This window comes from Variovorax sp. 10L426, assembly GCF_056395305.1.
The window spans coordinates 198,675-222,828 of record NZ_JBFTJF010000003.1; the positions used below are offsets into that span (position 1 = coordinate 198,675).

At 66.2% G+C, this 24,154-nt stretch carries 22 protein-coding genes; 13 read left to right on the plus strand and 9 right to left on the minus strand.

Annotation, left to right across the window (positions count from 1 at the left end):
- Positions 1 to 10 precede the first annotated feature (10 nt).
- Complete coding sequence (locus AC1DHL_RS05565; protein WP_478101693.1) at positions 11 to 478, plus strand: MarR family winged helix-turn-helix transcriptional regulator; 468 nt, start codon at positions 11 to 13, stop codon at positions 476 to 478.
- Positions 479 to 549: 71 nt separating this feature from the next.
- A complete protein-coding gene (locus AC1DHL_RS05570) occupies positions 550 to 2,118 on the plus strand; it encodes a fatty acyl-CoA synthetase (RefSeq protein WP_478101695.1) in 1,569 nt (522 codons plus the stop codon).
- 274 nt (positions 2,119 to 2,392) lie between these two features.
- Here the strand turns inward: AC1DHL_RS05570 and AC1DHL_RS05575 are convergent, their stop codons facing one another.
- From AC1DHL_RS05575 to AC1DHL_RS05590, 4 genes are all read right to left on the minus strand, one after another.
- Positions 2,393 to 3,199, minus strand: a complete 807-nt coding sequence (locus tag AC1DHL_RS05575) for a PPK2 family polyphosphate kinase (RefSeq protein ID WP_478101699.1) — start codon at positions 3,197 to 3,199, stop codon at positions 2,393 to 2,395.
- A gap of 63 nt (positions 3,200 to 3,262) precedes the next feature.
- Positions 3,263 to 3,688, minus strand: a complete 426-nt coding sequence (locus AC1DHL_RS05580) for an RNA-binding S4 domain-containing protein (RefSeq protein WP_478101701.1) — start codon at positions 3,686 to 3,688, stop codon at positions 3,263 to 3,265.
- 3 nt (positions 3,689 to 3,691) lie between these two features.
- Complete coding sequence (locus AC1DHL_RS05585) at positions 3,692 to 5,104, minus strand: sensor histidine kinase (RefSeq protein WP_478161218.1); 1,413 nt, start codon at positions 5,102 to 5,104, stop codon at positions 3,692 to 3,694.
- On the minus strand, positions 5,101 to 5,781 hold the full coding sequence (locus tag AC1DHL_RS05590) for a response regulator (RefSeq protein WP_478161220.1): 681 nt from the start codon (positions 5,779 to 5,781) through the stop codon (positions 5,101 to 5,103). Before AC1DHL_RS05590 ends, AC1DHL_RS05585 begins: the two co-directional genes overlap by 4 nt.
- A 109-nt stretch (positions 5,782 to 5,890) precedes the next feature.
- Here AC1DHL_RS05590 and AC1DHL_RS05595 point away from each other — a divergent pair, with 109 nt between their 5' ends.
- From AC1DHL_RS05595 to AC1DHL_RS05605, 3 genes are read left to right on the plus strand one after another with little or no spacing between them, the layout of a single operon-like run.
- Positions 5,891 to 6,850 carry a Bug family tripartite tricarboxylate transporter substrate binding protein gene (locus AC1DHL_RS05595; protein WP_478101705.1) on the plus strand — a complete coding sequence of 320 codons (960 nt, stop codon included), beginning with the start codon at positions 5,891 to 5,893 and terminating at the stop codon, positions 6,848 to 6,850.
- A 2-nt stretch (positions 6,851 to 6,852) separates the two neighbouring features.
- Positions 6,853 to 7,383: a tripartite tricarboxylate transporter TctB family protein gene (locus tag AC1DHL_RS05600; RefSeq protein WP_478101707.1), complete on the plus strand. Its 531-nt coding sequence runs from the start codon at positions 6,853 to 6,855 to the stop codon at positions 7,381 to 7,383.
- Between the two features lies 1 nt (position 7,384).
- Positions 7,385 to 8,875, plus strand: coding sequence for a tripartite tricarboxylate transporter permease (locus tag AC1DHL_RS05605; protein WP_478101710.1), 1,491 nt, complete (start codon positions 7,385 to 7,387; stop codon positions 8,873 to 8,875).
- Between the two features lie 72 nt (positions 8,876 to 8,947).
- Here the strand turns inward: AC1DHL_RS05605 and AC1DHL_RS05610 are convergent, their stop codons facing one another.
- A complete protein-coding gene (locus AC1DHL_RS05610; RefSeq protein ID WP_478101711.1) occupies positions 8,948 to 9,388 on the minus strand; it encodes a hypothetical protein in 441 nt (146 codons plus the stop codon).
- A gap of 145 nt (positions 9,389 to 9,533) precedes the next feature.
- On the opposite strand from AC1DHL_RS05610, the gene AC1DHL_RS05615 reads away from it, so the two are divergent.
- A complete protein-coding gene (locus tag AC1DHL_RS05615; protein WP_478101713.1) occupies positions 9,534 to 10,238 on the plus strand; it encodes a Crp/Fnr family transcriptional regulator in 705 nt (234 codons plus the stop codon).
- 20 nt (positions 10,239 to 10,258) lie between these two features.
- Here the strand turns inward: AC1DHL_RS05615 and AC1DHL_RS05620 are convergent, their stop codons facing one another.
- From AC1DHL_RS05620 to AC1DHL_RS05635, 4 genes are read right to left on the minus strand one after another with little or no spacing between them, the layout of a single operon-like run.
- A complete protein-coding gene (locus tag AC1DHL_RS05620; protein WP_478161222.1) occupies positions 10,259 to 10,696 on the minus strand; it encodes a hypothetical protein in 438 nt (145 codons plus the stop codon).
- Complete coding sequence (locus AC1DHL_RS05625; RefSeq protein ID WP_478161224.1) at positions 10,693 to 13,815, minus strand: efflux RND transporter permease subunit; 3,123 nt, start codon at positions 13,813 to 13,815, stop codon at positions 10,693 to 10,695. Before AC1DHL_RS05625 ends, AC1DHL_RS05620 begins: the two co-directional genes overlap by 4 nt.
- A 13-nt stretch (positions 13,816 to 13,828) precedes the next feature.
- The gene (locus AC1DHL_RS05630; protein WP_478161226.1) at positions 13,829 to 15,016 is read right to left on the minus strand and encodes an efflux RND transporter periplasmic adaptor subunit; all 1,188 of its coding nucleotides are present in this window, start codon (positions 15,014 to 15,016) and stop codon (positions 13,829 to 13,831) included.
- Positions 15,013 to 16,515: an efflux transporter outer membrane subunit gene (locus AC1DHL_RS05635; RefSeq protein WP_478101720.1), complete on the minus strand. Its 1,503-nt coding sequence runs from the start codon at positions 16,513 to 16,515 to the stop codon at positions 15,013 to 15,015. Before AC1DHL_RS05635 ends, AC1DHL_RS05630 begins: the two co-directional genes overlap by 4 nt.
- Before the next feature lie 179 nt (positions 16,516 to 16,694).
- On the opposite strand from AC1DHL_RS05635, the gene AC1DHL_RS05640 reads away from it, so the two are divergent.
- The 7 genes from AC1DHL_RS05640 (at position 16,695) to AC1DHL_RS05670 (ending at position 24,146) form a co-directional block, all read left to right on the plus strand.
- Positions 16,695 to 18,233: a sigma-54 interaction domain-containing protein gene (locus tag AC1DHL_RS05640; protein WP_478161228.1), complete on the plus strand. Its 1,539-nt coding sequence runs from the start codon at positions 16,695 to 16,697 to the stop codon at positions 18,231 to 18,233.
- A 150-nt stretch (positions 18,234 to 18,383) separates the two neighbouring features.
- Complete coding sequence (locus tag AC1DHL_RS05645) at positions 18,384 to 19,580, plus strand: substrate-binding domain-containing protein (RefSeq protein ID WP_478101724.1); 1,197 nt, start codon at positions 18,384 to 18,386, stop codon at positions 19,578 to 19,580.
- A 149-nt stretch (positions 19,581 to 19,729) separates the two neighbouring features.
- Complete coding sequence (locus AC1DHL_RS05650) at positions 19,730 to 20,497, plus strand: ABC transporter ATP-binding protein (RefSeq protein ID WP_478161230.1); 768 nt, start codon at positions 19,730 to 19,732, stop codon at positions 20,495 to 20,497.
- Entirely contained in the window at positions 20,494 to 21,222 is a 729-nt protein-coding gene (locus tag AC1DHL_RS05655; protein ID WP_478101728.1) for an ABC transporter ATP-binding protein, read from the plus strand. Before AC1DHL_RS05650 ends, AC1DHL_RS05655 begins: the two co-directional genes overlap by 4 nt.
- Positions 21,219 to 22,199 carry a branched-chain amino acid ABC transporter permease gene (locus tag AC1DHL_RS05660; RefSeq protein WP_478161232.1) on the plus strand — a complete coding sequence of 327 codons (981 nt, stop codon included), beginning with the start codon at positions 21,219 to 21,221 and terminating at the stop codon, positions 22,197 to 22,199. The genes AC1DHL_RS05655 and AC1DHL_RS05660 overlap by 4 nt, the downstream gene beginning before the upstream one ends.
- 10 nt (positions 22,200 to 22,209) lie before the next feature.
- On the plus strand, positions 22,210 to 23,274 hold the full coding sequence (locus AC1DHL_RS05665) for a branched-chain amino acid ABC transporter permease (protein WP_478101732.1): 1,065 nt from the start codon (positions 22,210 to 22,212) through the stop codon (positions 23,272 to 23,274).
- Positions 23,271 to 24,146, plus strand: coding sequence for an alpha/beta fold hydrolase (locus AC1DHL_RS05670; RefSeq protein WP_478101734.1), 876 nt, complete (start codon positions 23,271 to 23,273; stop codon positions 24,144 to 24,146). Before AC1DHL_RS05665 ends, AC1DHL_RS05670 begins: the two co-directional genes overlap by 4 nt.
- Positions 24,147 to 24,154: the final 8 nt, after the last annotated feature.

The window sequence follows — 24,154 nt, forward strand, 5'->3', positions numbered from 1 at the left end:
GTTCGCCATCATGCAGTGCAAAGTTTTAAACGAAGCCCCCATCGATCTGAATGACCAACCGGGCCATCTGATTCGTCGCGCGCACCAGATCTCCGTTTCGGTCTTCTACGAAACGCTTGGGCGTGACGTGACGCCGGTGCAATACGCGGTGATGCGCACCCTGCAGGACAAGCCCGGCATCGATCAGGTCACCCTGGCGCAGCAGGTCGCGCTGGACACCTCCAGCGCGGCGGACATCGCCGTGCGGCTCGAAAGCAAAGGCTGGATCTCCCGCAAGTTGCTGGCGCGGGGTCAGCGCGAACTGCGGCTGACCGAACTCGGCGAGCAAGTCCTTGCCGAGAAGGTGCCGGGCATGCAGCAGATGCAGAACTCACTCCTTGGCATGCTTAGCGAAGAAGAACGCCGTGACTTCATGCATCTCCTGAGCAAGTTCGTCTCGGTCAACAACGAGCGAAGCCGCGCACCGATGCGGCCCTAGCGATACACCTATCTGGCGATGGCGTCGAACGGGCACTATCCTCGCGGGGACCCGGCCCAAGGAGACGCCCGATGACCCACGAAACAGCCCGCCGCCAGACGCTGGCCGACCTTTTGCGACGCAGCGCCAGGCGCGAGCCCGGCAAATTGGCCATTGCCTGCGGCGATACCCGATGGACCTACGCCGAATTCGACAGCATCTGCAGTCGAGTGGCGAGCGGCCTGGCGCAGCACGGGATCGCCAAGGGTGCGCGCGTTGCGGTCCTGGCTCGGAACTCCCACGCCTTTGCCGCTCTGCGCTTTGCGCTTGCACGACTCGGAGCGGTCCTCGTTCCGATCAACTTCATGCTGAAGGCGGAAGAAGTGGCGTACATCCTGCGGCATGCCGGAGCTTCCCTTCTGGCAACCGACTCCGGCCTGGCCGGCCTGGCGCGGGATGCCGCTGCGCTCGACACGTCCGTCCGCGAGTTTCTGTGGCTTCCATCGGAGGAGCCGAGCGATCCCGCGCCGGGCATGCTTCGTTTCGACAAGCTTGCCGAGAGTGACACCGAACCGCCGCAGGTGGACTTGCAGGCCGACGACCTGGCGCAGATCGTCTACACCAGCGGCACCGAGTCGACACCGAAGGGCGCCATGCTCACGCACGACGCAGTGATCGCGCAGTACGTCAGCTGTCTCGTCGACGCCGAGATCAACGCCGGCGACCTCACCTTGCACGCATTGCCGCTCTATCACTGCGCGCAACTCGACGTGTTCCTCGGGCCGTCGATCTACGTCGGCGCGACCAACGTCATCACGGCCAAGCCGACACCCGACAACCTGCTGCCGCTGATCGAGCGGTTCCGAATCGGCTCTTTCTTCGCGCCGCCCACTGTGTGGATTTCGCTCCTGCGTTCGCCGCTGTTCGACAGCACCGACCTGAGCAGCCTGCGAAAAGGCTACTACGGCGCTTCCATCATGCCGGTCGAGGTGCTGCGCGAACTCAGTCGCCGGCTGCCGCAGGTGCGGCTATGGAACCTGTACGGGCAAACCGAGATCGCGCCTCTGGCCACGATGCTGGGTCCTGACGACCAATTGCGCAAGCCCGGCTCGGCGGGGCGCGCCGTCCTCAACGTGGAGACGCGGGTTGTCGACGATCGGATGAATGACGTTGCAGTCGGCGAAGTGGGCGAGGTGGTGCATTGCTCGCCGCACCTGATGCTCGGCTATTTCCACGACGATGAACGCACGAAAGCTGCGTTCGAAGGAGGCTGGTTCCATTCTGGCGACCTCGCGACGATCGACGAAGAGGGCTACATCACGATCGTCGATCGCAAGAAGGACATGATCAAGACCGGCGGCGAGAACGTGGCCAGCCGCGAGGTCGAGGAAATGATCTACCGCCTGCCGCAGGTGTCCGAAGTCGCGGTGGTGGGCGTGCCCCATCCGCGCTGGGTGGAGGCCGTGGTGGCTGTCGTGGTGGTCAAGGCGGGCCACGCGCTCGACGAGGCGGAAGTGCTTGCACATTGCGGCGAGCACTTGGCCAGCTTCAAGGCACCCAAGCGTGTGGTGTTCGTCGAGGCGCTGCCCAAGAACCCGAGCGGCAAGCTACTGAAGCGCGAGTTGCGCAAAGGTCACGAGGGCCTTTTCGCGCGGGAATGAGCGTTACATTCGTCCAGCACCGAGATCGAAGTCTCGACACGCTGCGCGATTTCGTTGCTGAGGAGCCGGAGCGGCCGCCTGGCGTTCATCCATAGCACGCCGGCGCAGACAAGCATCAGATAAAGACCGGCAAACAGGGCCATGGGAGTGAAGAAAACGCTCATCGAGATCCCCCGAGGTTTTTTGAACTGAATGGGGCGAACTCTCGCAGCGCATGTGCGCGTCTCCAGTACGTATTTCGGCGACGCGCGCGTAGGACAGTGCTGACAGAGCGCTATTTCACGATCAAGCCCTTGAGCGCAGGGTCTGAAGGCGGCACGCTGAGTCCCATGTCCTTCAATGCCTTCACGAGCAGTTGGGCGACCATGAGGTTGCGATGGCGCTTGCTGTCGGACGGCACCACGTACCACGGGGCATGGCTGGTCGAGGTGGCGACCAGCGCCATTTCGTAGGCACGCTCATAGGCATCCCATTTCTTGCGCACGTCAAGGTCCGCCAGGGCGAACTTCCAATTCTTGCCCGGGTCGTCGACCCGCGCCTGCAGGCGCGCGCGCTGCTCGTCCCTGCTGATGTGCAGCATGCACTTGATGATGACTGTTCCGGTCTCAGTCAGCATGCGCTCGAAGTCGTTGATCTGCGCGTAGCGGCGGCGCGCCTCGGCCTTGTCGATCCAGCCCTCGACAACCGGCACCAGCACGTCTTCGTAGTGGCTGCGATTCCAAACGGCGATGTCGCCGGCCCGCGGCACGGCGGCGTGGCAACGCCACAGGTAGTCGTGCGCGCGCTCCTCGTCGTTGGGCACCTTGAAGGCCTTCACGGCGACGCCGAGCGGCGAAGTGCGCGAAAAGACCCAGCGAATGGTGCCGTCCTTGCCGCTGGTGTCCAGGCCCTGCAGAACGAGGAGCACCTTGCGTCGTCCTTCGGCGTGCAGCAGGTTCTGCAGTTCGTCGAGCCGGATGGCCAGCGCTTCGAGCGCCTCGCGTTGGTCCTCTTCGGGGCCTTTCTGGAAGGGCGAAGCCGCGGGATTGACGTCGGCGAGCTTGAACTTCTTGCCGACGCGGTATTTGTTGAAACTGGCCATGGACTGGGACTCCTCGCGCAAAAGCCGCAGCGTACGCGATGGCGCCCAAAGCGGTGAGCGTGATTACTCGTCGTCCGGATCGAGCGATGCGCTCCAGCGGTTGTCCCAGTTGCCGCGGCGCGCGGTGTCGAGGTCGCGGCGATCCCGCTTGGTGGGTCGCCCCTGTTCGATGCTGAGCGCCGGCTCGCTGCCCAGGCGCCGTTGTTCGCGCGCGGCGGCCTGCGCGGCAAGACTCTCGGCCGTTTCTTCGTAGAGTTGCTGCGCGATAGGCGCGGGTCCACGCTGGCCGCTGATGCCCAGAACGCGCACGACCCGGGTGATCGGCCCGAGGCGGATCGTCACCGTGTCGCCCGGTTTGACTTCCCGCGACGCCTTGGCGACGTCGCCATTGACTTGCACGCGGTGTTTGCCGATCTCGTCGGCGGCGAGCGAGCGCGTCTTGAAGAAGCGCGCCGCCCAGAGCCATTTGTCGATGCGAAGACGATCCATGTTTCAGCGATTGTCGCGCGCCAGCGGCAGATGCACGAGAGCATCCAGCCCGATGATTTGTCCACCGGATTCCCGGTTGTCAAGCGCGATGCGGCCTCCGAGCGCCAGCACGATCTCGCGGCAGATGGCGAGGCCCAGGCCCGATCCGCTGGCCACGTCGCCGGCGGCGAAAGGAGCGAACAGCCGCTGTCGCAGTTCGTCCGAAATACCGGGCCCGTGATCGCTGACCCTCAGGATCGCGAAACCGTCGTCGGCTTCGACCCGCACCGCCAGCGCGGCCTCGTGCGGGCTGTGCTTGATGGCGTTGTGGAGAAGGTTGCGCGTCAGTTCCTGAAGCATCCAGCGGTGCGCCCGCACCGGCACCGGCGCGGGTGCGTAGAGCTCGAAATCGAGCGCCTTGTCCGCCACGAGCGGCGACAGGTCGAGGGCCATCGCGCGCACCGCCTCCGCCAGATCGAGCACCATCGATTCGGGCTGTTGGCGCAATTGCTCCACCTTGGCGAGCGACAGCATCTGGTTTGCGAGGCTGGTCGCGCGCTCCACGGTCTGGCCGATTTCGGCGTACGCCTGTTCGGGGGGCACGTCCCCGCGGCGCGCCGACTGCACCTGCGCCTTGAGCACGGCCAGCGGCGTTCGCAACTGGTGGGCACTGTCGCGTACGAAGCGCTTCTGGTGATCCAGCAGCCGCTGCAGGCGGCCCATGACTTCGGTGGTGGCGTCGATCAGCGGACGCAGTTCGCGCGGCGCGTCGGGCGCATCGATGGGCGACAGGTCGTCGGCGGCGCGTGCCTCGATCGCCTCGCCGAGCTCGCGCACCGGCCGGGTCGCGCGCTGCACCACGAGGACGGTGACCGCCGCGATCACCGAAATCAGGACCAACTGCCGCCAGAGCGTGTCGAGCAGCAGCTTGCGGGCGAGCGTCTGGCGCAGTTCGAGGGTCTCGGCCACCTGCACCACGGCCATGCCGCGCCCGCTCGCACTGGCAACAGGCTGCAGCAGCACCGCGACGCGCACGGGCATTCCTCGGAATTGCGCGTCGTAGAAGTCCACCAGCGCGGCGTACGGCGGCCGGTCCGGCAGCTTGCCGTGCCAGGACGGAAGCTCTTCGAAACCCGAGACCAACTCGCCGGCGAGCGTGGACACGCGATAGAACATGCGACTCTGGCTGTCCGCCTCGAAGGCCTCGAGCGCCGAGTAGGGGACGATGGCCCGCAGCGAAGCCGCTTCGTCATAGCCGACGACGTCGAGTTGTTCGCCGATGGTCTTCGCCGAGGCGAGGAGGGTGCGGTCATAGGCGGTGGTGGCGGCCGCGAGGCTCTGGCGATACAGGCTGATGCTGTTGATGACGATGAACAACGCGATCGGCGCGAGGATGCCGACCAGCAACCTCGCCCGCAGCGAACTGACGCGCCTCATGTGTCTTCGCGCAAGAGGTAGCCCAGGCCGCGCAGGGTCATCAACGTGACGCCGGTGCCGGCCAGCTTCTTTCGGAGCCGGTAGACCACGACCTCGACCGCCTCGTACTGCACATCCATCTCGCCGGGGAAGACCAGCTCGAACAGGCGCTCCTTGGAGACCGCATGGCCCGGCTTGACCATCAGCGCCTTCAGCAGCGCGAGCTCCCTCGGCGTCAATTCGAGCACTTCGGCGCGGTGGTAGATCGCGCCGCTGTCGGGTTCGTAGCGCAGCCCGCCGACTTCCGGCAGCTTTGCCGGTGAATCGCCGCCCACATTTTGTTGACGGCGGTGCAGGGCCCGGATGCGGGCTTCCAGTTCATCGAGGTCGAAGGGCTTGGGCAGGTAGTCGTCGGCGCCTGCGTTGAGGCCCATGACCCGGTCGCCCACCGTGCCGCGCGCAGTCAGCAGAAGCACGGGCGTGCGCAGGCCCGCGGCACGCGCCTGGGCCAGCACCTGCAGGCCGTCGATGTTGGGGAGGCTGAGGTCGAGCGCGACCACGTCCGGCTCGAGCGCCTGCCATTGCGCGACGGCGCGCGCACCATCGCCGCAGAGACGCACGTCGATCTGGCGACGGCCGAGCGTGCGCTGCAAGGTGGCTTGCATCGACGGATCGTCTTCGACCAGCAGCAGCTTCATCCCTGGATTTTCGGTGTTTACCCCAGTTCGCCGGACAGCCAACTGACAGCGGGGCGGCGCATCATAGCGAAGTCAGGTTCTACTCAGCTTCCATACAAAGGAGACATGCATGCGTCGAGATACCTTTTTGAAGTCACTGGCCGCCATGGCCGCCACCGGCGCCCTGCCGCTTTCGGCCTGGGCGGCAGCCAACGTCAAGATGATGATCCCCGCCAATCCGGGCGGTGGCTGGGACACCACCGGGCGCGCGCTCGGCAAGGCGCTGACCGACGGCAAGCTCGCCGACACGGTGACTTACGACAACAAGGGTGGCGCGGCCGGTGCGCTGGGACTGGCGCAGTTCGTCAACGGCTCCAAGGGTGACCCGAACGCGATGATGATCATGGGCGCGGTGATGCTGGGCGGCATCATCACCGGCAAGCCGCCGGTCAGCCTCTCGCAGGCCACTCCCATCGCCCGCATGACGAGCGAATACAACGTGTTCGTGCTGCCGGCGAATTCCCCGCTGAAGACCATGAAGGACGTGGTCGACCAGCTCAAGAAGGACCCGGGCAGCGTCAAGTGGGGCGGCGGCTCGCGCGGCTCCACCGAGCACATTGCGGCGGCGATGATCGCGCAGAAGGTCGGCGTGGATCCGTCCAAGATCAACTACGTTGCGTTCCGCGGAGGCGGCGAAGCCACGGCGGCCATTCTGGGCGGCAACGTCACCGTCGGCGGCAGCGGCTTCAGCGAGTTCGCCGAATACATCAATGCCGGCAAGATGAAGGCCATCGCCGTGACCTCTGCCACGCGCCTGCCGGGCATCAATGTGCCGACGCTCAAGGAGCAGGGCATCGATGTCGAGATCGGCAACTGGCGTGGCGTCTACGGCGCCCCGGGCATCACGCCCGAGCAGCGCAAGGCGCTGACCGAGATGGTGCTCGCGGCCCTCAAGACGCCGAGCTGGGCCGAGGCCGTGAAGAAGAACGACTGGACGCCTGCTGTCCTGTCGGGCGATGCCTTCGCGAAGTTCGTCGACGACGAGTTCGCGAGTCTGCGCGCGACGATGGTCAAGTCCGGAATGGTCTGAACGTGTCTTCGATCGACATTGCGATCCCGAGGCCGGCGATCTGGCCCCAGACGCTGGTAGGTGTCGGGGTTTTCGTCACCGGACTGGCTCTGGCGTTCGGCGCCATCGACATCTCGTCCGAGGCCGGCTATGGGGGCGTCGGCCCCAATTTCCTGCCCTGGCTGGTGTCGATCGCGCTCACGGTGTGCGGCGCCTGGATCATCTGGGAATCGCGCACGGGTGGTTTCCGCGAGATGGAAGAACCCTCGGGCGCGGTCCAGCCGTATTGGGCCGGGTTCATCTGGGTGTCCGCCGGGCTGCTGCTCAACGCGGCGCTGATCACGACCATCGGCTTCATCTTCAGCTGCACGCTGTGCTACTTGCTGGCGGTGCAGGGCCTGCGGCGCGCGAGCGGGCAGGGGGGCGTCAACGCGCCTCGCACCTGGCTCATCGACATCGTGACGGGTTTGCTGATCTCGGCGCCCGTGTTCTGGATGTTCACCCAGTTCCTCGCAATCAATCTTCCGGGCCTCACTGGGACTGGGTGGCTCTGACATGGAAATCTTCAACGCATTGATGCACGGCTTCGCGCTGGCCATCACCCCTGCGAACCTCTTGTGGTGCCTGGTGGGCTGCGCCCTCGGCACGGCGGTCGGCGTGCTGCCGGGCATCGGCCCGGCCGTGGCGGTCGCGATGCTGCTGCCGATCACCGGCAAGGTCGACGTCACGGCCTCGATGATCTTCTTCTCGGGGATCTACTACGGCGCCATGTACGGCGGCTCAACCACCTCCATCCTCCTGAACACGCCAGGCGAAACCGCCAGCATGGTGACGGCGATGGAGGGCAACAAGATGGCGAAGAGCGGTCGTGCAGGCGCCGCGCTCGCGACGGCTGCCATCGGCTCCTTCGTGGCAGGCACCATCGCCACGGTCATCGTCACGCTCTTCGCTCCTTTCGTGGCCGACTTCGCGGTCAAGCTCGGGCCGCCCGAGTATTTCCTGCTGATGCTGCTGGCCTTCACCACCGTGAGTGCGGTACTTGGCAAGAGCACCTTGCGCGGCATGACGGCCCTGTTCATCGGTCTTGCGGCCGGGTGCATCGGGCTTGACCAGATTTCCGGGCAAGGGCGCTACACCGGGGGCATCCCGGAACTGCTCGACGGCATCGAGATCGTGTTGGTCGCCGTCGGCCTGTTCGCGGTGGCCGAAGTGCTCTACGCCGTGCTCTATGAAGGCAAGGTGGTCGAGGATCAGAACAAGCTCAGCCGCGTGCACATGACTGCTCGCGACTGGAAGCGTTCGATTCCCGCCTGGCTGCGCGGTACCGCCATCGGGACGCCTTTCGGCTGCATTCCGGCCGGTGGCACCGAGATCCCGACCTTCCTGAGTTATGCCGCCGAAAAGAAGCTCGCCAAGGATGCGGACGCCAAGGCCGAATTCGGCACCAAGGGTGCGATCGAAGGCGTTGCCGGCCCCGAGGCCGCCAACAACGCGACGGTGACTGCGGCGCTGATCCCGCTGCTCACGCTGGGCATTCCGACCTCGAACACCACGGCCATCTTGCTGGGCGCGTTCCAGAACTATGGCATTCAGCCTGGTCCGCAACTCTTCACTACGTCGGCGGCGCTCGTGTGGGCGCTCATCGCGTCGCTCTACATCGGCAACGTGATGCTGCTGGTGCTGAATCTTCCCATGGTGGGCTTGTGGGTCAAGCTGCTCAAGATTCCGAAGCCGCAGCTCTACGCGGGCATTCTGATCTTCGCGACGGTCGGGGCCTATGGTATGCGGCAGAGTGCGTTCGACCTGCTGCTGCTCTATGCCATCGGCGTGCTGGGTGTGATCATGCGGCGCTTCGATTTTCCGACCGCGCCGGTGGTGGTCGGGATGATCCTCGGGCCCTTGGCCGAGGCGCAATTGCGCAACGCGATGTCGATCGGCGAGGGCAGTGCAGCGGTGTTCTTCCAGCGTCCGATGTCGATCGCGCTGATCGTCATCGTGCTCGGCGTGCTCATCCTTCCGCGCCTTGCAAAGCGAATGAGCAAATAGCTCTCTCCGGGGCAACACCTGCGGTCCGGCGAAGCCGGCTGCGAGGTGTTTCCCGACGGTCGCTGGCCGCGCTCAATTGCCGGCCGGGCCTGACCCGAGTTGGGCCGTCGTTGCGGTCTTGCCCTGCAAGCGCTGGACTTCGGCCATGTACTCCGGGCCGTTGCGCATCCGCTGGTAGGCCGCATACTGCGACCGATAAGCCGCGCTGTTCGGATCGAAGCTGTCCGAGTTGGCCACCTGGCTCATTCCCGATTTGATCCACAACTTCAGGTCAGCTGCGATTTCAGCGCGGCTCTCTGCACCGGGGCTCGGGTCCGCAGGACCGACACGCAATTCCGGTGCGGCGGCCGCGACCGAACGACTGGCGTTGAGATCGGCCGCAACCTGGGCCCGGGTGAAATGACCCACGGCCGGGATCGGGGCACCGACCCATTGCTCGGCCGGCACGGTTTGCGCGGACACGGCACCCGCCAACGCAAGTGCGGAGATGCCGACAAATAGCTTTGCATTCATGATGAAATCTCCTTGAGGCTCCTGATGTGTGACAGCGGGAATCGCGGACATCACGGAGTGCAACTGTGGCGATTCACCTGCTTTCGCGCTGTGCGTTTGCGCACAGTTTTTTCTCAACCGCTTTTCCCGGCGTGCGAGGTCGAGGATGACAGTCCAGCGTTCCAGTCTTGCCCTGCGGCACATCGCGCTGCTGGAAGGCTTGTCTCAGGAGCGCCTTGACGATCTGGCCCAACGCTGCGTGTGGCAGAGCATCCCGGCCGCCACGTCGCTGCTGTTCCGGTCAGAAGAGAAGAGTGACGTGTACTTCCTGGTGTCGGGCCAGTTGCGCGTGACCACCTATGCGCCGAACGGGCGCCAGGTCACGTTTCGCGACTCGAACGAAGGCGAGTACTTTGGCGATTTGTCCGCCATCGACGGCAAGCCGCGATCCGCCGATGTCGTGACCCTCAAGCCCAGTGTGGTCGCGAGTCTGGACCGCGTCGCGTTCCTCGCGCTGTTGCGTGAGGAGCCGATCATTGCCGAACGCGTGATGCGTGGCCTGGTCAAGCTGGTGCGGCAGTTGTCCGAGCGCGTCATCGACCTGAGCACGATGGGGGTGCAGAACCGCGTGCATGCCGAAATCCTTCGCTTGGCGCAAGCGGCCGGCATCGCCGACAACCAGGCACGCCTGGAGCCCGCGCCGACGCACGCCGAGCTTGCAAGCCAGGTCAGTACCAATCGCGAGCAGGTCACGCGCGAGCTCAACGTGCTCCGGCGCGAGGGTGTGCTTGCACGAGATGGCAAGGCGCTCCTCGTCGTGGATGCGCGTCGTCTCGCGGCGCTGGTGGCGGCTGTGCGGGGCGTTGCCTGAGAACTTATCCCGCTCCCGGTTCAGCGAGACGGCTGATCGGCCGGCGGCACCACGGTGGATCGGCCATCGGGTGACCTGACCGACGCCGAGCCGCTGGAGGGCACCGGTGATCCGTCGGGGGAGACCACGGTGGACCGGCGATCGGGCGTCCGGACGGTCGTGGTTCCGCTGGGCGGCACGGGAGCGCCTTCAGGTGTCACCACGGTGGATCGGCGATCCGGCGTCCGGGTGGTGACATTACGCGGGGGAGCGCCGCGCGCGCGATCCAGATCATGGCCCGCCTTCCGTACGCAGGCATCGCGTTCGGGCGCGGGGAGGTGTCCGCTGTTGCACTTCGCGATTTGCGCATCGAAGCGCCGCTGCGCTTCGGCCTGGTTCGTGGGGGTCTGTGCGACCGATGCCAATGCGACGCCCAGAAAGGCGCTGGAAATCGCAGCACGCTGAAGGATTCTGATCACGGTGTACCCCTGTCGATCGACGATTCGCCGAGTCTATCTTGCGGGCGGTGGCTGCCAACCGCTCCGCGGATGCGCCGCGACGTGCGGCGAATCCAATGCTCGATGTCGTCGATATAGGTGAAGACGGCCGGCACGACCAGCAGGCTCAGCACCGTCGACGTGATGAGTCCCCCGATGACGGCCATCGCCATCGGCGAGCGGAAGCTGGAGTCCGCCGCGCCCAGCCCGAGCGCGATGGGCAACATGCCTGCGCCCATGGCGAGCGTGGTCATGATGATGGGGCGCGCCCGCTTGTGGCACGCGTCGCGCAGTGCGTCCCAGCGGCTCATTCCGTGGTCGCGGCGCGCGACGATCGCGTATTCGACCAGCAGGATCGAGTTCTTGGTCGCGATGCCCATGAGCATGATCAGCCCGATCAGCGACGGCATCGACAGCGCCTTCTGGCCGATCAGCAGCCCCACGAAGGCGCCGCCGAGCGCCAGCGGCAGTGCGCACAGGATCGTGATCGGATGCAGGAAGTCCTTGAACAGCAGCACCAGCACGATGTAGATGCACAGCACGCCCGTCAGCATGGCGAGGCCGAAGCTCTGGAAGAGTTCGGTCATGACTTCGGCGTCGCCCACTTCAGCCACGCGCACGCCAGGCGGCAGATGGCGGATGGATGGCAGCGCCATCGCGGCATCCTTCGCGTCGCCGAGGCCGACGCCCGACAGTTCGATCTCGAAGTTGACGTTGCGCGAGCGGTCGTAGCGGTCGATCACGGCGGGGCCGCCTTCCACCGTGAGCTGGGCGACCTGTTCCAGCATCACCGGTCCACTCGTGCCGGGCAGCGCGAGGCGCCCGAGCAGCGCCAGATCCTGCCGCGCGGAGTCTTCCAGCTTGACGACGATCGGCACCTGCCGTTGCGCAAGATTGAGCTTGGGCAGGTTCTGGTCGTAGTCGCCGAGCGTGGCGACGCGCAGCGTGTCGGCGATGGCCGAGCTGGTCACACCGAGATCGGCCGCGGCTGCGAAGTCCGGGCGTACCGCGATCTCGGGTCGGATCAGGCTCGCGGTCGAGGTGATGTTGCCGAGCCCGGGGATCGTGCGCAGGTCGCGCTCGACGGCGCGCGCGGCCGTGGTCAGGGCGGCCGGATCGTCGCCGCTCAGCGCCAGGATGTACTTCTCACCCGAGCCGCCGAGGCCGACCGTGCTGCGCACGCCGGGCAGCGTTTCAAGCGCGGCGCGGATCCTGTTCTCGATCACCTGCTTGCGTGGCCTGTCGCCGCGCGGGTCGAGCTGGATCGTGAGCGTGGCCTTGCGCGTTTCCGGCGTGCCGAAATTCGCGAACGGGTCGCCGCCCGCGCTGCCGCCGCCGACCGTGGTGTAGACGCTGCGCACGTGCTCGAGCGCCATGACGCGGCGGCGGGTTTCCTCGGCCGCCACGGTGGTCTGCGCCAGCGTCGCGCCCGGCGCGAGCGAAAGGTACACCTGCGTCTGCGAGTTGTCATCCGGCGGGATGAATCCGGTCTTGAGCAGCGGGATCATCGCCACCGAGCCGAAGAAGAAGAGGGTGGCCAGCACCATCGTCTTGAAGCGATGCTTGAGACACCACTCGGCCATCCGCATATAGATCGCGAGCCAGCGGGGTTCCTTCTCGGCCGTGACGATGGGCTTGAGGATGTAGGCCGCCATCATCGGCGTGAGCATCCGCGCCACGACCAATGAGGCGAAAACCGCGAGCGCGGCGGTCCAGCCGAACTGTTTGAAGAACTTGCCGGCCACCCCGCTCATGAAGGCGGTCGGCAGGAATACCGCGATCAGCGTGAAGGTGGTGGCGATCACCGCCAACCCGATCTCGTCGGCCGCCTCCATCGCGGCCTGGTAGGGCGTCTTGCCCATGCGCAGGTGGCGCACGATGTTCTCGACCTCCACGATGGCATCGTCCACCAGGATGCCGACCACCAGCGACAGCGCCAGCAGTGAAACCACGTTGATCGAAAAGCCGAGCAGATACATGCCCACGAATGCCGGAATGGCCGACATGGGCAGGGCCACCGCCGAGATGAAGGTCGCGCGCAAGTCCCGCAGGAAGAGCCACACCACGATCACCGCCAGGATCGCGCCCTCGTACAGCAGATGCAGCGAGCCCTCGTATTCCTCGCGCACCGGCTCGACGAAGTTGAAGGCTTCGGTGAGTTGGATGTCCGGCCGCTCGGCGCGCAATTGGTCCAGTGCCTTCTGCACCGCTGCGCCGACCTCGACCTCGCTCGCGCCGCGGCTGCGGGCCACCTCGAAGCCGACCACCGGCTTGCCGTTGAGAAGGGCCGCCGCGCGCGGCTCGGCGATGGTGTCGCTGACACGCGCGACCTGGTCGAGACGGATGCGCCGGCCGTCCGAGAGCGCGATCTGCATGTCGGCCAACTCGTCAGCCGACCGCACGGTCGCGAGTGTGCGCACGGGCTGCTCGCTGCCGCCGACGTCGGTGCGGCCGCCGGCACTTTCGGTTTGCACTTGCCGCAACTGGCGAGAGATGTCGGCCGCGGTCGCGCCCAGCGCCTGCAGCTTGCCGGGATCGAGATCGACGTGCACCTGCCGCGTCACGCCGCCCACGCGGTTGACCGCGCCCACGCCGCTGATCGCCAGCAGGCGCCGGGTCACGTCGTTGTCGACGAACCACGACAGTGCTTCGTCGTCCATGCGCGTCGACGAGATCGTGAACGCGAGCACCGGTTGCGCAGCGAAGTCCAGCTTGGTGACCACTGGATCGCGCACGTCGGCCGGCAGGTCGGCGCGCACGCGCTGCACGGCGGAGCGCACGTCGTCCACCGCTTCCTGCACCGGCTTTTCGAGACGGAATTCGACGATCAGCGTCACCGCGCCGTCCTGGACCTTGGTCGTGATGTGCTTCAGGCCCTGGACGGTGGCGATCGAGTTCTCGAGCTTGCGTGCGACGTCGTTTTCAAGCTGCGAAGGAGCGGCGCCGGGCAGGGCTGCGGAGACCGTCACTGTCGGCAGGTCGATGTCCGGGAAGTTCTGCACCTTCATCGCGTTGAAGGACAGCAGTCCCGCGAAGGTGAGCAGCACGAACAGCATCACCGCCGGAATCGGGTTGCGGATGGACCAGGCCGACACGTTCATGGTGGCTGCTCCTTTACTTGGCGGCTTCGATCGCCGGCTTCACGGGGGCGGACGTCTGCCCATTCGCGGCAGTGGCGGCGGCGGTGCCTTCCACGACGCGCACGAGGTCGCCGTCGTTGAGGAAGCCCGCGCCCTGGACGACCACGCGTGCGTCCGCGGGCAGTGGGGTCGTGATTTCCACGCGATCGCCCACGCGCCGGCCGGTCTCGATCCGCATCATCGCGACCCGGTTGTCCGGTTGCAACAGGAGCAGGTGGTTGAATCCGTCGCGCGGGACGACCGAAGCCTGCGGCACCGTGACCGCGCTGCTGCGGCCGAGCAGGAAGTCGCCGCGCGCGAACATGCCGGCCTTGATGCCGGTGTTCTGCAGCACGTTGGGAATGTCGACGTAGACGAGGGCGGCTCGCGTCTTCGGATCGACTGTCGGCGCCACGCTGCGCACCTTGCCTTCGACCTGCGCACCGCTCGCGCTGACGACCACCGCCGGCGTGCCGACCGCGATGCGACCCAGTTCGGAAGAGGTGATCTCGGCACGCCATTCGAGCCGGCCCTGCCGAATCAGCCGGAACAGTTCGGCGCCGGCCGTCACGACGCTGCCGACCGTTGCGGTGCGGGAAGAGATCACGCCGTCGTCCGGCGAAATCACCTGCGTGTTGCGGCCGCGCACCTGTTGCGCGGCGAGCACGGCCTCGGCCGCCTCGACCCGCGCCTTCGCGGTCTGTTCGGCGGTCTGGTACTGGTTGATCTGCTGCTGGCTCATCGCGCCGGTGGCCTGCAGCGTGCGTGCGCGCGCCGCGGTGCCGGATGCGTCGGCGGCGGTGGCGCGTGCCTCGGCCAGAGACGCGCGCGCCTGGGCGACATCCGCCTGGACCGAATCGCCCGAGAAAACTGCCAGAACCTGGCCTTTCTTGACCACATCGCCCACGTTCACGCGCACTTCCGCGAGCTTCAGGCCGGTGGATTCGGAACCGACGCTGGCTTCCTGCCATGCCGACACGTTGCCGTTGGCCGCCAACGTGACGTTGAGTTCGCTGGTCTCGGGCTTTGCAACGGTCACGGTCAAGGTCGGGCGGGCCGTCGCGCTTTCGTTCGGCCGGTTGCGCTCGGCTTGTTTGCCGCGCACGAGCCAGAAGGCCGCGCCGGCAAGAACCAGCAGGATGACCAGGACGACGATGAGTGTGGAACGCTTCATTCTTTTCATGGTGACGGGGCAGCGGGAGATGTCGTGGTTGCCACGGATTCGGGTCGCGACCAGCCGCCGCCCATGGCGCGATAGAGCGCAACCCAGGCTTCGGCACGCTCGCGTTGCAGCGCGACGCGCGCAGTCTCCGACGTGAACAGGGTGCGCCGCGCGTCTTCCAGGTCGAACAGGCTCGCGAGGCCGGTGCCGTAGCGCGCCTGCGTGGCGTCGAAAGAGGCCTGGTAGTTCGTGACCGCGACGTCGGCGTCGTTGGCGCGCTCGTCGGTGCTTTGCAGGTTGATCAGCGCTTCCTCGACTTCGCGCACCGCCTGTCGGACCTTGGCGCGGTAGAGGGCGGCCGCTTCGTCGTAACGCACCTTGGCGGCCTCGGAATTGGCCGCGAGCGTGCCGCCATCGAAGATGGGCACGCTCAGCGCCAGCGGCCCGATCGTCCAGGTGTCGAAGCTTTCGCGGAACGCGCCGGCGCGCACCTGCAGCGTCGCGATCGATCCCTGCAGTGTCAGGCGCGGAAAGCGCTGCGCCAGCGCCGCGCCCGCATCCGCGCTGGCGGCGGCAACGGCCTGCTCGGCGGCATAGACATCGGGCCGCTGCGCGAGCGCTTCAGCCGGGACGCTGTGGACGGCCTGCACCGCCGGCAGCGTGACATCGATGGGCGCGGCGTCCAACTTGGCCTTGAGCGTGGTCGCTTCGATGGCGGTGAGCGCGACCAATGCCTGTTGCTGCACGGCACACAGGGCGCGCTGCTGCGTGAGGCGCCCCGACGCCTCGGCAGCGCTCGCACGCGCCAGCGCGGCATCCGCCGGCGCTGTGAAGCCGGCACGCATCGACAGGTCGGTCAGGCGCGCCGACTCGGCACGCGATTGCGCATCCGACGTCGACACCACGAGCTGGCGCCGGCAAGCGCGTTCGGCGAGGTAGCTGTTGGCGGTCTCGGCTGCGACGGAGACCCGCGCATCATCCCAATTGGCGTCGGCACCTGTGAGGCGGTTCTGACTTGCGTCGCGGGTGGCGCGCAGGCCGCCGAACAGGTCGATCTCCCAGCTCGATTGCAGTCCCGCCTGCAGTGTGGTGATGGCGGGCAGGGTGGTGCTCAAGCCGTCGGTGGCGGTGCCGGTCGTCGGCGCGGTGAGGCCCGTGGTGGGCGAATTGCCGCGGCTGGCGGAAGCCGATCCGTTGAGGTTCGGCACCAGCGCGGCGCCGGCCGCCACGCGTGTGGCTCGCGCTTCGGCGATACGCGCGCCGGCGCTGGCGACGTCCGGGCTGGCGGCCTCGGCCGCGAAGATCAGATCGACCAGCAGCGGGTCATTGAGCTGGCGCCACCATTCGGCGAGCGTCGGCAGCGAGCCGCCGTGAGGCAGCGGGGCCGTGGAGGCGGGCAGCGGCGTGCTCCAGTGCGCAGGCGTCGGCGCCTCCACCTTTTCAGGCGGGCGTGGGACGGCGCAGGCCGAAAGCAGCACAGAGGCGACGAGCGTGAGCGCCGGAAGCCGGGGATTCCTCATGAGATCGGGGTTCCGCAAAAAGGAGGCGAGTCAGGCGAACGGGTCGAATTGCCTGCGCGCCATCGTGGGCCGATGAGCCCTGCAAGGGGCGCAGCATAACAAGGCGCAAGCGGGCGTTTTGTCGGTGCGCGCCGCTTTCCTGGGGGCGTCAGCCGGAAGTGGCGCGCTACGATCCCGCCATGTCATCCGCCACCGCCGCTCCGCCCGCATTGCCGCTCGATGCCGAAGGCATCCTCGCGCTCGCCGCGCGCTCGATGTTCCACCTGTTCTCGAGCATCAGCCAGGGCATGTTCCTGGTCGACCGCAGCGGCCGGATCGTCTGGGTCAACGAGGGCTACCGCCGTTTTCTGCCGGCGCTCGGCTTTTCGTCGATCGATCAGTTCCTCGGCCATCGGGTCGAAGACGTGATCCCCAACACGCAGATGCGCCGGGTGCTGGAGACCGGCGAGCCGATCCTGATCGACTTGCTGACCAACAAGGCCGGCACCTTTGTCGTGAGCCGCATTCCGCTGCGGGAGGAGCGCGAAGGCGACGCGGGCGCCCTGCCGGGCGATGTCATCGGCGCAATCGGCATCGTGCTCTTCGACCACCCCGAAACCACCTTGCAGCCGTTGATCAGCAAGTTCGCCTTGCTGCAGCGTGACCTCGACGATGCGCGGCGCGAGTTGGCGAGCCAGCGCAACAACCCGCTGTACCAGCAATCGGCCGACGGGCAGCGGCGCTCCAAGTACACCTTTGCCAGCTTCATCGGCAGCAGCCCGGCGGCGGTGGAGGTCAAGCGCCATGCGCGTCGCGCGGCGCAGTCCTCCAGCCCGGTGCTGCTGCTCGGCGAAACGGGGACCGGCAAGGAACTGCTCGCCCACGCGATCCATGCGGCCTCCACGCGCGCGAAGGGGCACTTTGTCAGCGTGAACATCGCTGCCGTGCCCGACACCTTGCTCGAAGCGGAGTTCTTCGGCGTCGCGCCCGGCGCTTTCACCGGCGCCGACCGCAAGGCGCGCGAAGGAAAGTTCAAGCTGGCCGACGGCGGCACGCTGTTCCTCGACGAGATCGGCGACATGCCGCTCGGCCTGCAGGCGAAGCTGCTGCGCGCATTGCAGGAGGGCGAGATCGAACCGCTGGGTTCGAACAAGCTGGTGCCCTTCGACGCGCGCGTGATCGCCGCGACCTCGCGGGATCTCGCTGCACTGGTGCGCGAAGGCCGCTTCCGCGAAGACCTGTATTACCGGCTCAACGTGCTGCCGGTGCGCGTGCCGCCCTTGCGCGAACGGCGCGGCGACATTCCAGCGCTGGTCGAGGCGCTGGGCGAAGACATGGCCCTGCGCAGCGGCGAGGCGCCGCCCGAACTCACGCCCGACGCGCTGGCGCTGCTCGCCGCGCAGCATTGGCGCGGCAACATCCGCGAACTTCGCAACGTCCTGGAGCAGGTGACGATGCGCAGTGATTCGCAGCGCATCGACGCAGCGCAACTCGAACGTATCCTGCGCGAAGCCGGCCAGGAGCAGATTGCGCCGCCGACGAAGATGCCGATCGAGTCGACGAGCGCTGCCGACGAAAGCACCGCGCTGCTGCGGCCGCTTGCGCAGCAGGTCGCCGAACTCGAGCGCAAGGCCATCGCCGCCGCGATGACTGCGACCGGCGGCAACAAGCTCGCGACCTCGCGGCTGCTCGGAATTTCGCGGGCGACGCTTTACGAACGTCTGGAAAACCCTGACTGAGAAATATGCAATTGCCTGATTTGCAGGCACTCAATCTGTCCTGAAATCGGACGTTTTGCAGGAGACCCAAGGGAAGGTCCTTTGTTTTCAAGACGATGGCGATTGGCACGAACTGTGCAATATTCAGTCACCATTTTCAGGAGACAAAGAATGCAACGTCGTCACCTCGTCGCCCTGGCAGCCACTGCCATCGCGGGAGCCTCCGCCCTGACCGTCCCGGCCTGGGCCCAGTCCAACGAGATCCGCATCGCCCACATCTACAGCAAGACCGGCCCGCTCGAAGCCTATGGCAAGCAGACGCAGACCGGCCTCATGATGGGCTTCAACTATGCGACGGGCGGCACGATGGAGGTCAACGGCAAGAAGATCGTCGTGATCGAGAAGGACGACCAGGGCAAGCCTGATCTCGGCAAGTCGCTGCTGGCTGCGGCCTACGCCGACGACAAGGCGGCACTGGCGATCGGCCCCACGTCTTCCGGCGTTGCGCTGGCGATGCTGCCCGTGGCCGAGGAATACAAGAAGATCCTGCTGGTCGAACCGGCGGTGGCCGATTCAATCACCGGCGACAAGTGGAACAAGTACATCTTCCGCACCGGCCGCAACAGCTCGCAGGATGCCATCTCGAACGCCGTGGCGATCGACAAGCCCGGCGTCACGGTCGCCACGCTCGCGCAGGACAACGCCTTCGGCCGCGACGGCGTGAAGGCGTTCAAGGACGCGCTGAAGAAAGCCAAGCTGGCGCACGAGGAATACCTCCCGCCCGCCACGACGGACTTCACCGCGGGCGCGCAGCGCCTGATCGACGCGCTCAAGGACAAGCCCGGCCGCAAGATCATCTGGATCGTTTGGGCAGGCGCAGGCAATCCGTTCAAGATCGTCGACCTCGACCTGAAGCGCTACAACATCGAGATCGCGACCGGCGGGAACATCCTGCCGGCCATGGCCGCCTACAAGGCGCTGCCGGGCATGGAAGGCGCTGCCTACTACTACTTCGGCATCCCGAAGAATCCGGTCAACGACGCGATGGTGTCGATGCACTACAAGGAATTCAAGTCGCCGCCGGACTTCTTCACGGCCGGCGGATTCTCGGCGGCGATGGCGGTGGTGACGGCACTCAAGAAGACGGGCGGCGACACCAACACCAACAAGCTCATCTCGACGATGGAAGGCATGAGCTTCGACACGCCCAAGGGCAAGATGACCTTCCGCAAGGAGGACCACCAGGCGATGCAGAGCATGTACCACTTCAAGATCAAGGTGGACCCGGCCTTCGCGTGGGGCGTGCCTGAACTCGTGCACGAAATCAAACCGGAAGAGATGGACATCCCCATCCGGAACAAACGCTAGGGGCTTCCCAACTGCGCGCAGCGCGCGCATGCCCCGGGGGCCCTTCGTGAAACACCGCGGAACCGGCTTGGCCGGGCCGCCGGTGTTGCCCCCGGCAGGGGGTGGGCGGCTACACGAAGTGAGCCAACCTGGGGGCGAGCAACATTTTTATGCTTGAAACCAAGAATCTCACGATCCGCTTCGGCGGACACGTGGCGGTGAATGCTGTCAGTTGCGCTTTCGCGCCTGGCACGTTGACGGCGATCGTCGGCCCGAACGGGGCTGGCAAGACCACGTATTTCAATCTCATCTCCGGGCAGTTGAAGGCCACGGAGGGGACGGTATCGCTCGATGGGCAATTGCTCTCGGGGCTGCCGGCGTCGGCGCGCACGCGGGCGGGGCTCGGGCGTGCCTTTCAGCTGACGAATCTCTTTCCGAACCTCACGGTGCTGGAGAACGTGCGGCTGGCCGTGCAGGCCACGCGCGAAGGCGCGCACCGGCGCGGGCTCAATCTCTGGAGCATCTGGAGCGACCATCGCGCGTTGACCGAGCGGGCCGACCAGATCCTGGCCGACGTCGCGCTGAAGGCCAAGGAACACGCGACTGTTGCGAGCCTGCCGCACGGCGACCAGCGCAAGCTCGAAGTCGCGCTGCTGATGGCGCTCGAACCCAAGGTCTTCATGTTCGACGAACCGACGGCGGGCATGAATGCGGCCGAGGCGCCGGTGATCCTCGACCTGATCCGCGCGCTGAAGAAGGACAAGACGAAGACCATCCTGCTCGTCGAACACAAGATGGACGTGGTGCGCGAGCTGGCCGATCGCATCATCGTGCTGCACAACGGGCAGTTGGTGGCCGACGGCGAACCGGCCGAGGTCATCGCCTCTCCCGTCGTGCAGGAAGCCTACCTGGGCGTGGCAAAGGAGGCTCCTCAATGAGTGCGGAAAACCTGCTCGAACTGGCCGGCGTGCACACGCACATCGGCGCGTATCACATCCTCCATGGCGTCGACCTCGTGGTGCCGAAGGGCCAACTCACGATGCTGCTCGGCCGCAACGGCGCGGGCAAGACCACGACACTGCGAACCATCATGGGCCTCTGGCATGCATCGCAGGGCACCGTGCGCTTCGGCAGCAAGGACATCACCGCGCTGCACACGCCGCAGATCGCCGAACTCGGCATTGCCTACGTGCCCGAGAACATGGGCATCTTCTCGGACCTCACGGTCAAGGAGAACATGCTGCTCGCGGCACGCGGCGCGAAGAACGCGGAGCAGATGGACGACAAGCGCCTGCAGTGGATCTTCAAGCTCTTCCCCGCGGTCGAGAAGTTCTGGAACCATCCGGCCGGCAAGCTGTCAGGTGGGCAGAAGCAGATGCTCGCCGTGTCGCGGGCGATCGTCGAGCCGCGCGAGCTCCTCATCATTGACGAGCCCAGCAAGGGCCTCGCGCCGGCCATCATCAACAACATGATCGATGCCTTCAGCGAGCTGAAGCGCAGCGGCGTGACGATCCTGCTCGTCGAGCAGAACATCAATTTCGCGCAGCGCCTCGGCGACACCGTGGCCGTGATGGACAACGGTGTTGTCGTGCACAGCGGAAGCATGGCGGCGTTCTCGGCGGACGAGCAGTTGCAGCAATCGCTGCTGGGACTGGCACTATGAAAATTGACTTCGACTGGAAGCCGCTCGCATTGGTACCGGTGCTCGCGCTGATCGCGCTGCCGTTGACAGGTTCCTTCTCGACCTGGCTCACGCTCACGGTCGCGGGCCTTGCGATGGGCATGATCATCTTCATCATCGCCTCCGGCCTGACGTTGGTCTTCGGCTTGATGGACGTGCTGAACTTCGGCCACGGCGTATTCATCGCGCTCGGCGCCTTCGTGGCCAGCAGCGTGCTTGGCACCATGAGCGACTGGACCGGCTCGCAGGAACTGTGGCGCAACCTCGTCGCGGTGTTCCCGGCGATGCTGGTCGCGATGGCGGCCGCGGGCGCGGTCGGACTGGCCTTCGAGCGCTTCATCGTGCGGCCTGTGTATGGCCAGCATCTGAAGCAGATCCTCATCACGATGGGCGGAATGATCATCGGCGAGGAACTGATCAAGGTCATCTGGGGCCCCGCACAGATTCCGCTGCCGTTGCCCGAGGCATTGCGTGGTTCACTGCTCGTCGGCGACGCGGCGATCAGCAAGTACCGCATCCTCGCGGTCATCGTCGGCGCCTTCGTTTTCGGCCTGCTGGCCTGGACGCTGGGGCGAACCAAGATCGGCCTCCTGATTCGCGCCGGCGTGCAGGACCGCGAAATGGTCGAGTCGCTCGGCTATCGCATCGGGCGCCTGTTCGTCGGCGTGTTCGTGGTGGGCAGTGCGCTCGCCGGACTCGGCGGCGTGATGTGGGGACTCTTCCAGCAGAACCTGATTCCGCAGATGGGTTCGCAGGTCAACGTGCTGATCTTCATCGTGATCATCATCGGCGGGCTCGGCTCGACGACCGGTGCGCTGATCGGCGCCTTGCTCGTCGGCCTGATGAACAACTACACGGGCTTCCTGCTGCCGACGCTGACGCAGTTCGCCAGCATCTTCCTGATGGTGGCGGTGCTCTTGTGGCGTCCGCAAGGCGTCTACCCCGTGGCGAACCGTTGAAAGGACGACCATGCTGAATCGTCTTCTTTCCAACGACCTGCCGCGCAGCCGACTGCTCGCGGTGCTGCTCGCTGCGCTGGTGCTGGGCCTGGCCTTCGCGCCGTTCATTTTCCCGGGCGTCAAGGCGCTCAGCGTCGCGGCCAAGGTGCTGGTGTTCATCGTTTTGGTCGCGAGCTTCGACCTGCTGTTGGGCTACACGGGCATCGTGAGCTTCGCGCAGACCATGTTCTTCGGCATCGGCGCCTACGGCATCGCGATCTCGGCGACTCGGCTCGGCGCAGGGTGGGGCGCGTTGCTGGTCGGGCTGGGCGCGGCGCTCGCGATCTCGCTGGTGCTGTCGCTGGCCATCGGGCTCTTCTCTCTGCGTGTGCGCGCGATCTTCTTCGCGATGATCACGCTGGCCGTGGCCTCCGCGTTCCAGACGCTGGCTTCGCAGTTGTCTGATTTCACCGGCGGCGAGGACGGCCTGACCTTCAAGCTGCCGGAACTGATCTCGCCGAGTTTCGAGTTTGCCGACGAGCCCTTCCTCGGCGTGTCGCTCGATGGCCGCCTGCTGTGCTACTACATGCTGTTCGTGCTGGCGGTCGTGCTCGTGCTGGCGCTGCTGCGTATCGTGAACTCGCCCTTCGGCCGCGTGCTGCAGGCGATCCGCGAGAACGAGTTCCGCGCGGAGGCGATCGGCTATCGCGTGGTGGTCTATCGCACGACGGCTTCGGTGCTGTCGGCGCTGTTCGCGACGCTGGCGGGCGCGATGCTCGCGATCTGGCTGCGCTACAACGGGCCGGACACTTCGTTGAGCTTCGAAATCATGATCGACGTGCTGCTGATCGTGGTGATCGGCGGCATGGGCACGATCTACGGCGCCGTGGTCGGTGCGGTGATCTTCGTCATCGCGCAGAGCTACTTGCAGGATCTGCTGCGCCTCGGCAGCGAAGCCCTGAGCGGGGTGCCGTGGCTGGCGGCATTGCTGTCGCCCGACCGATGGCTGCTGTGGCTCGGGGTGCTGTTCGTGCTCTCTGTCTACTACTTCCCGACCGGCATCGTCGGCCGTCTCCGTGCAAGGGCATCGCGATGAATTCACCGACCTCGAACTACGCGCAACTGGCGGGCCGCGAGATCCATTGGATGGACTGGGGCAACGCCGACGGCCCGGTGGTCGTCGCGTGGCATGGCCTGGCGCGCACCTGCCGCGACATGGACGAACTCGCGGGTCATTTCGCAGGGCACGGCTTTCGCGTGATCTGCCCCGACACCATCGGCCGTGGCTTGAGTCAGTGGAGCACGGCGCCGGACGATGAATACCAGTTGTCTTTCTACGCGCGGATCGCCACGACGCTTTTCGATGAACTGAAGCTGACGCGCGTGCATTGGGTCGGCACATCAATGGGCGGGGCGATCGGCATGGTCTGCGCGGGCGGGCTTGCCGAACCGTCGATGAAGCCGCGCATCGCGAGCCTGGTGCTCAACGACAACGCGCCGCAGATCGCCGACGCGGCGGTCGAGCGCATCCGCTCCTACGCGGGCAAACCGCCGGCCTTCGACACGGTCGCCGAACTCGAAGCCTTCTTCCGCACCGTCTACAAGCCCTACGGCTGGCTGAGCGATGCGCAGTGGCGGCGGCTGACCGAGACTTCGACGCGGCGCCTGCCCGATGGTCGCGTGACGCCGCACTACGACCCCGCGATGGTGCGGCAGTTCATCGCGCAGCCGGACGACTACCTGCTGTGGTCGCACTACGACGCGATCGACGTGCCGGTGCTGTGCCTGCGCGGAGTCGAATCCGACCTGGTCCTGCCCCCGACGCTGGACGAGATGCGTCGCCGCGGGCCGGGCGCGCAGGGCCGGCTCCAGATCATCGAGGTGCCGGGTTGCGGGCATGCGCCGGCGCTCAACGTGCCCGAGCATCTGGATCCGATCGAAGCCTTTGTTCGCGCCGCCAGCATCTGAGCGCGGGT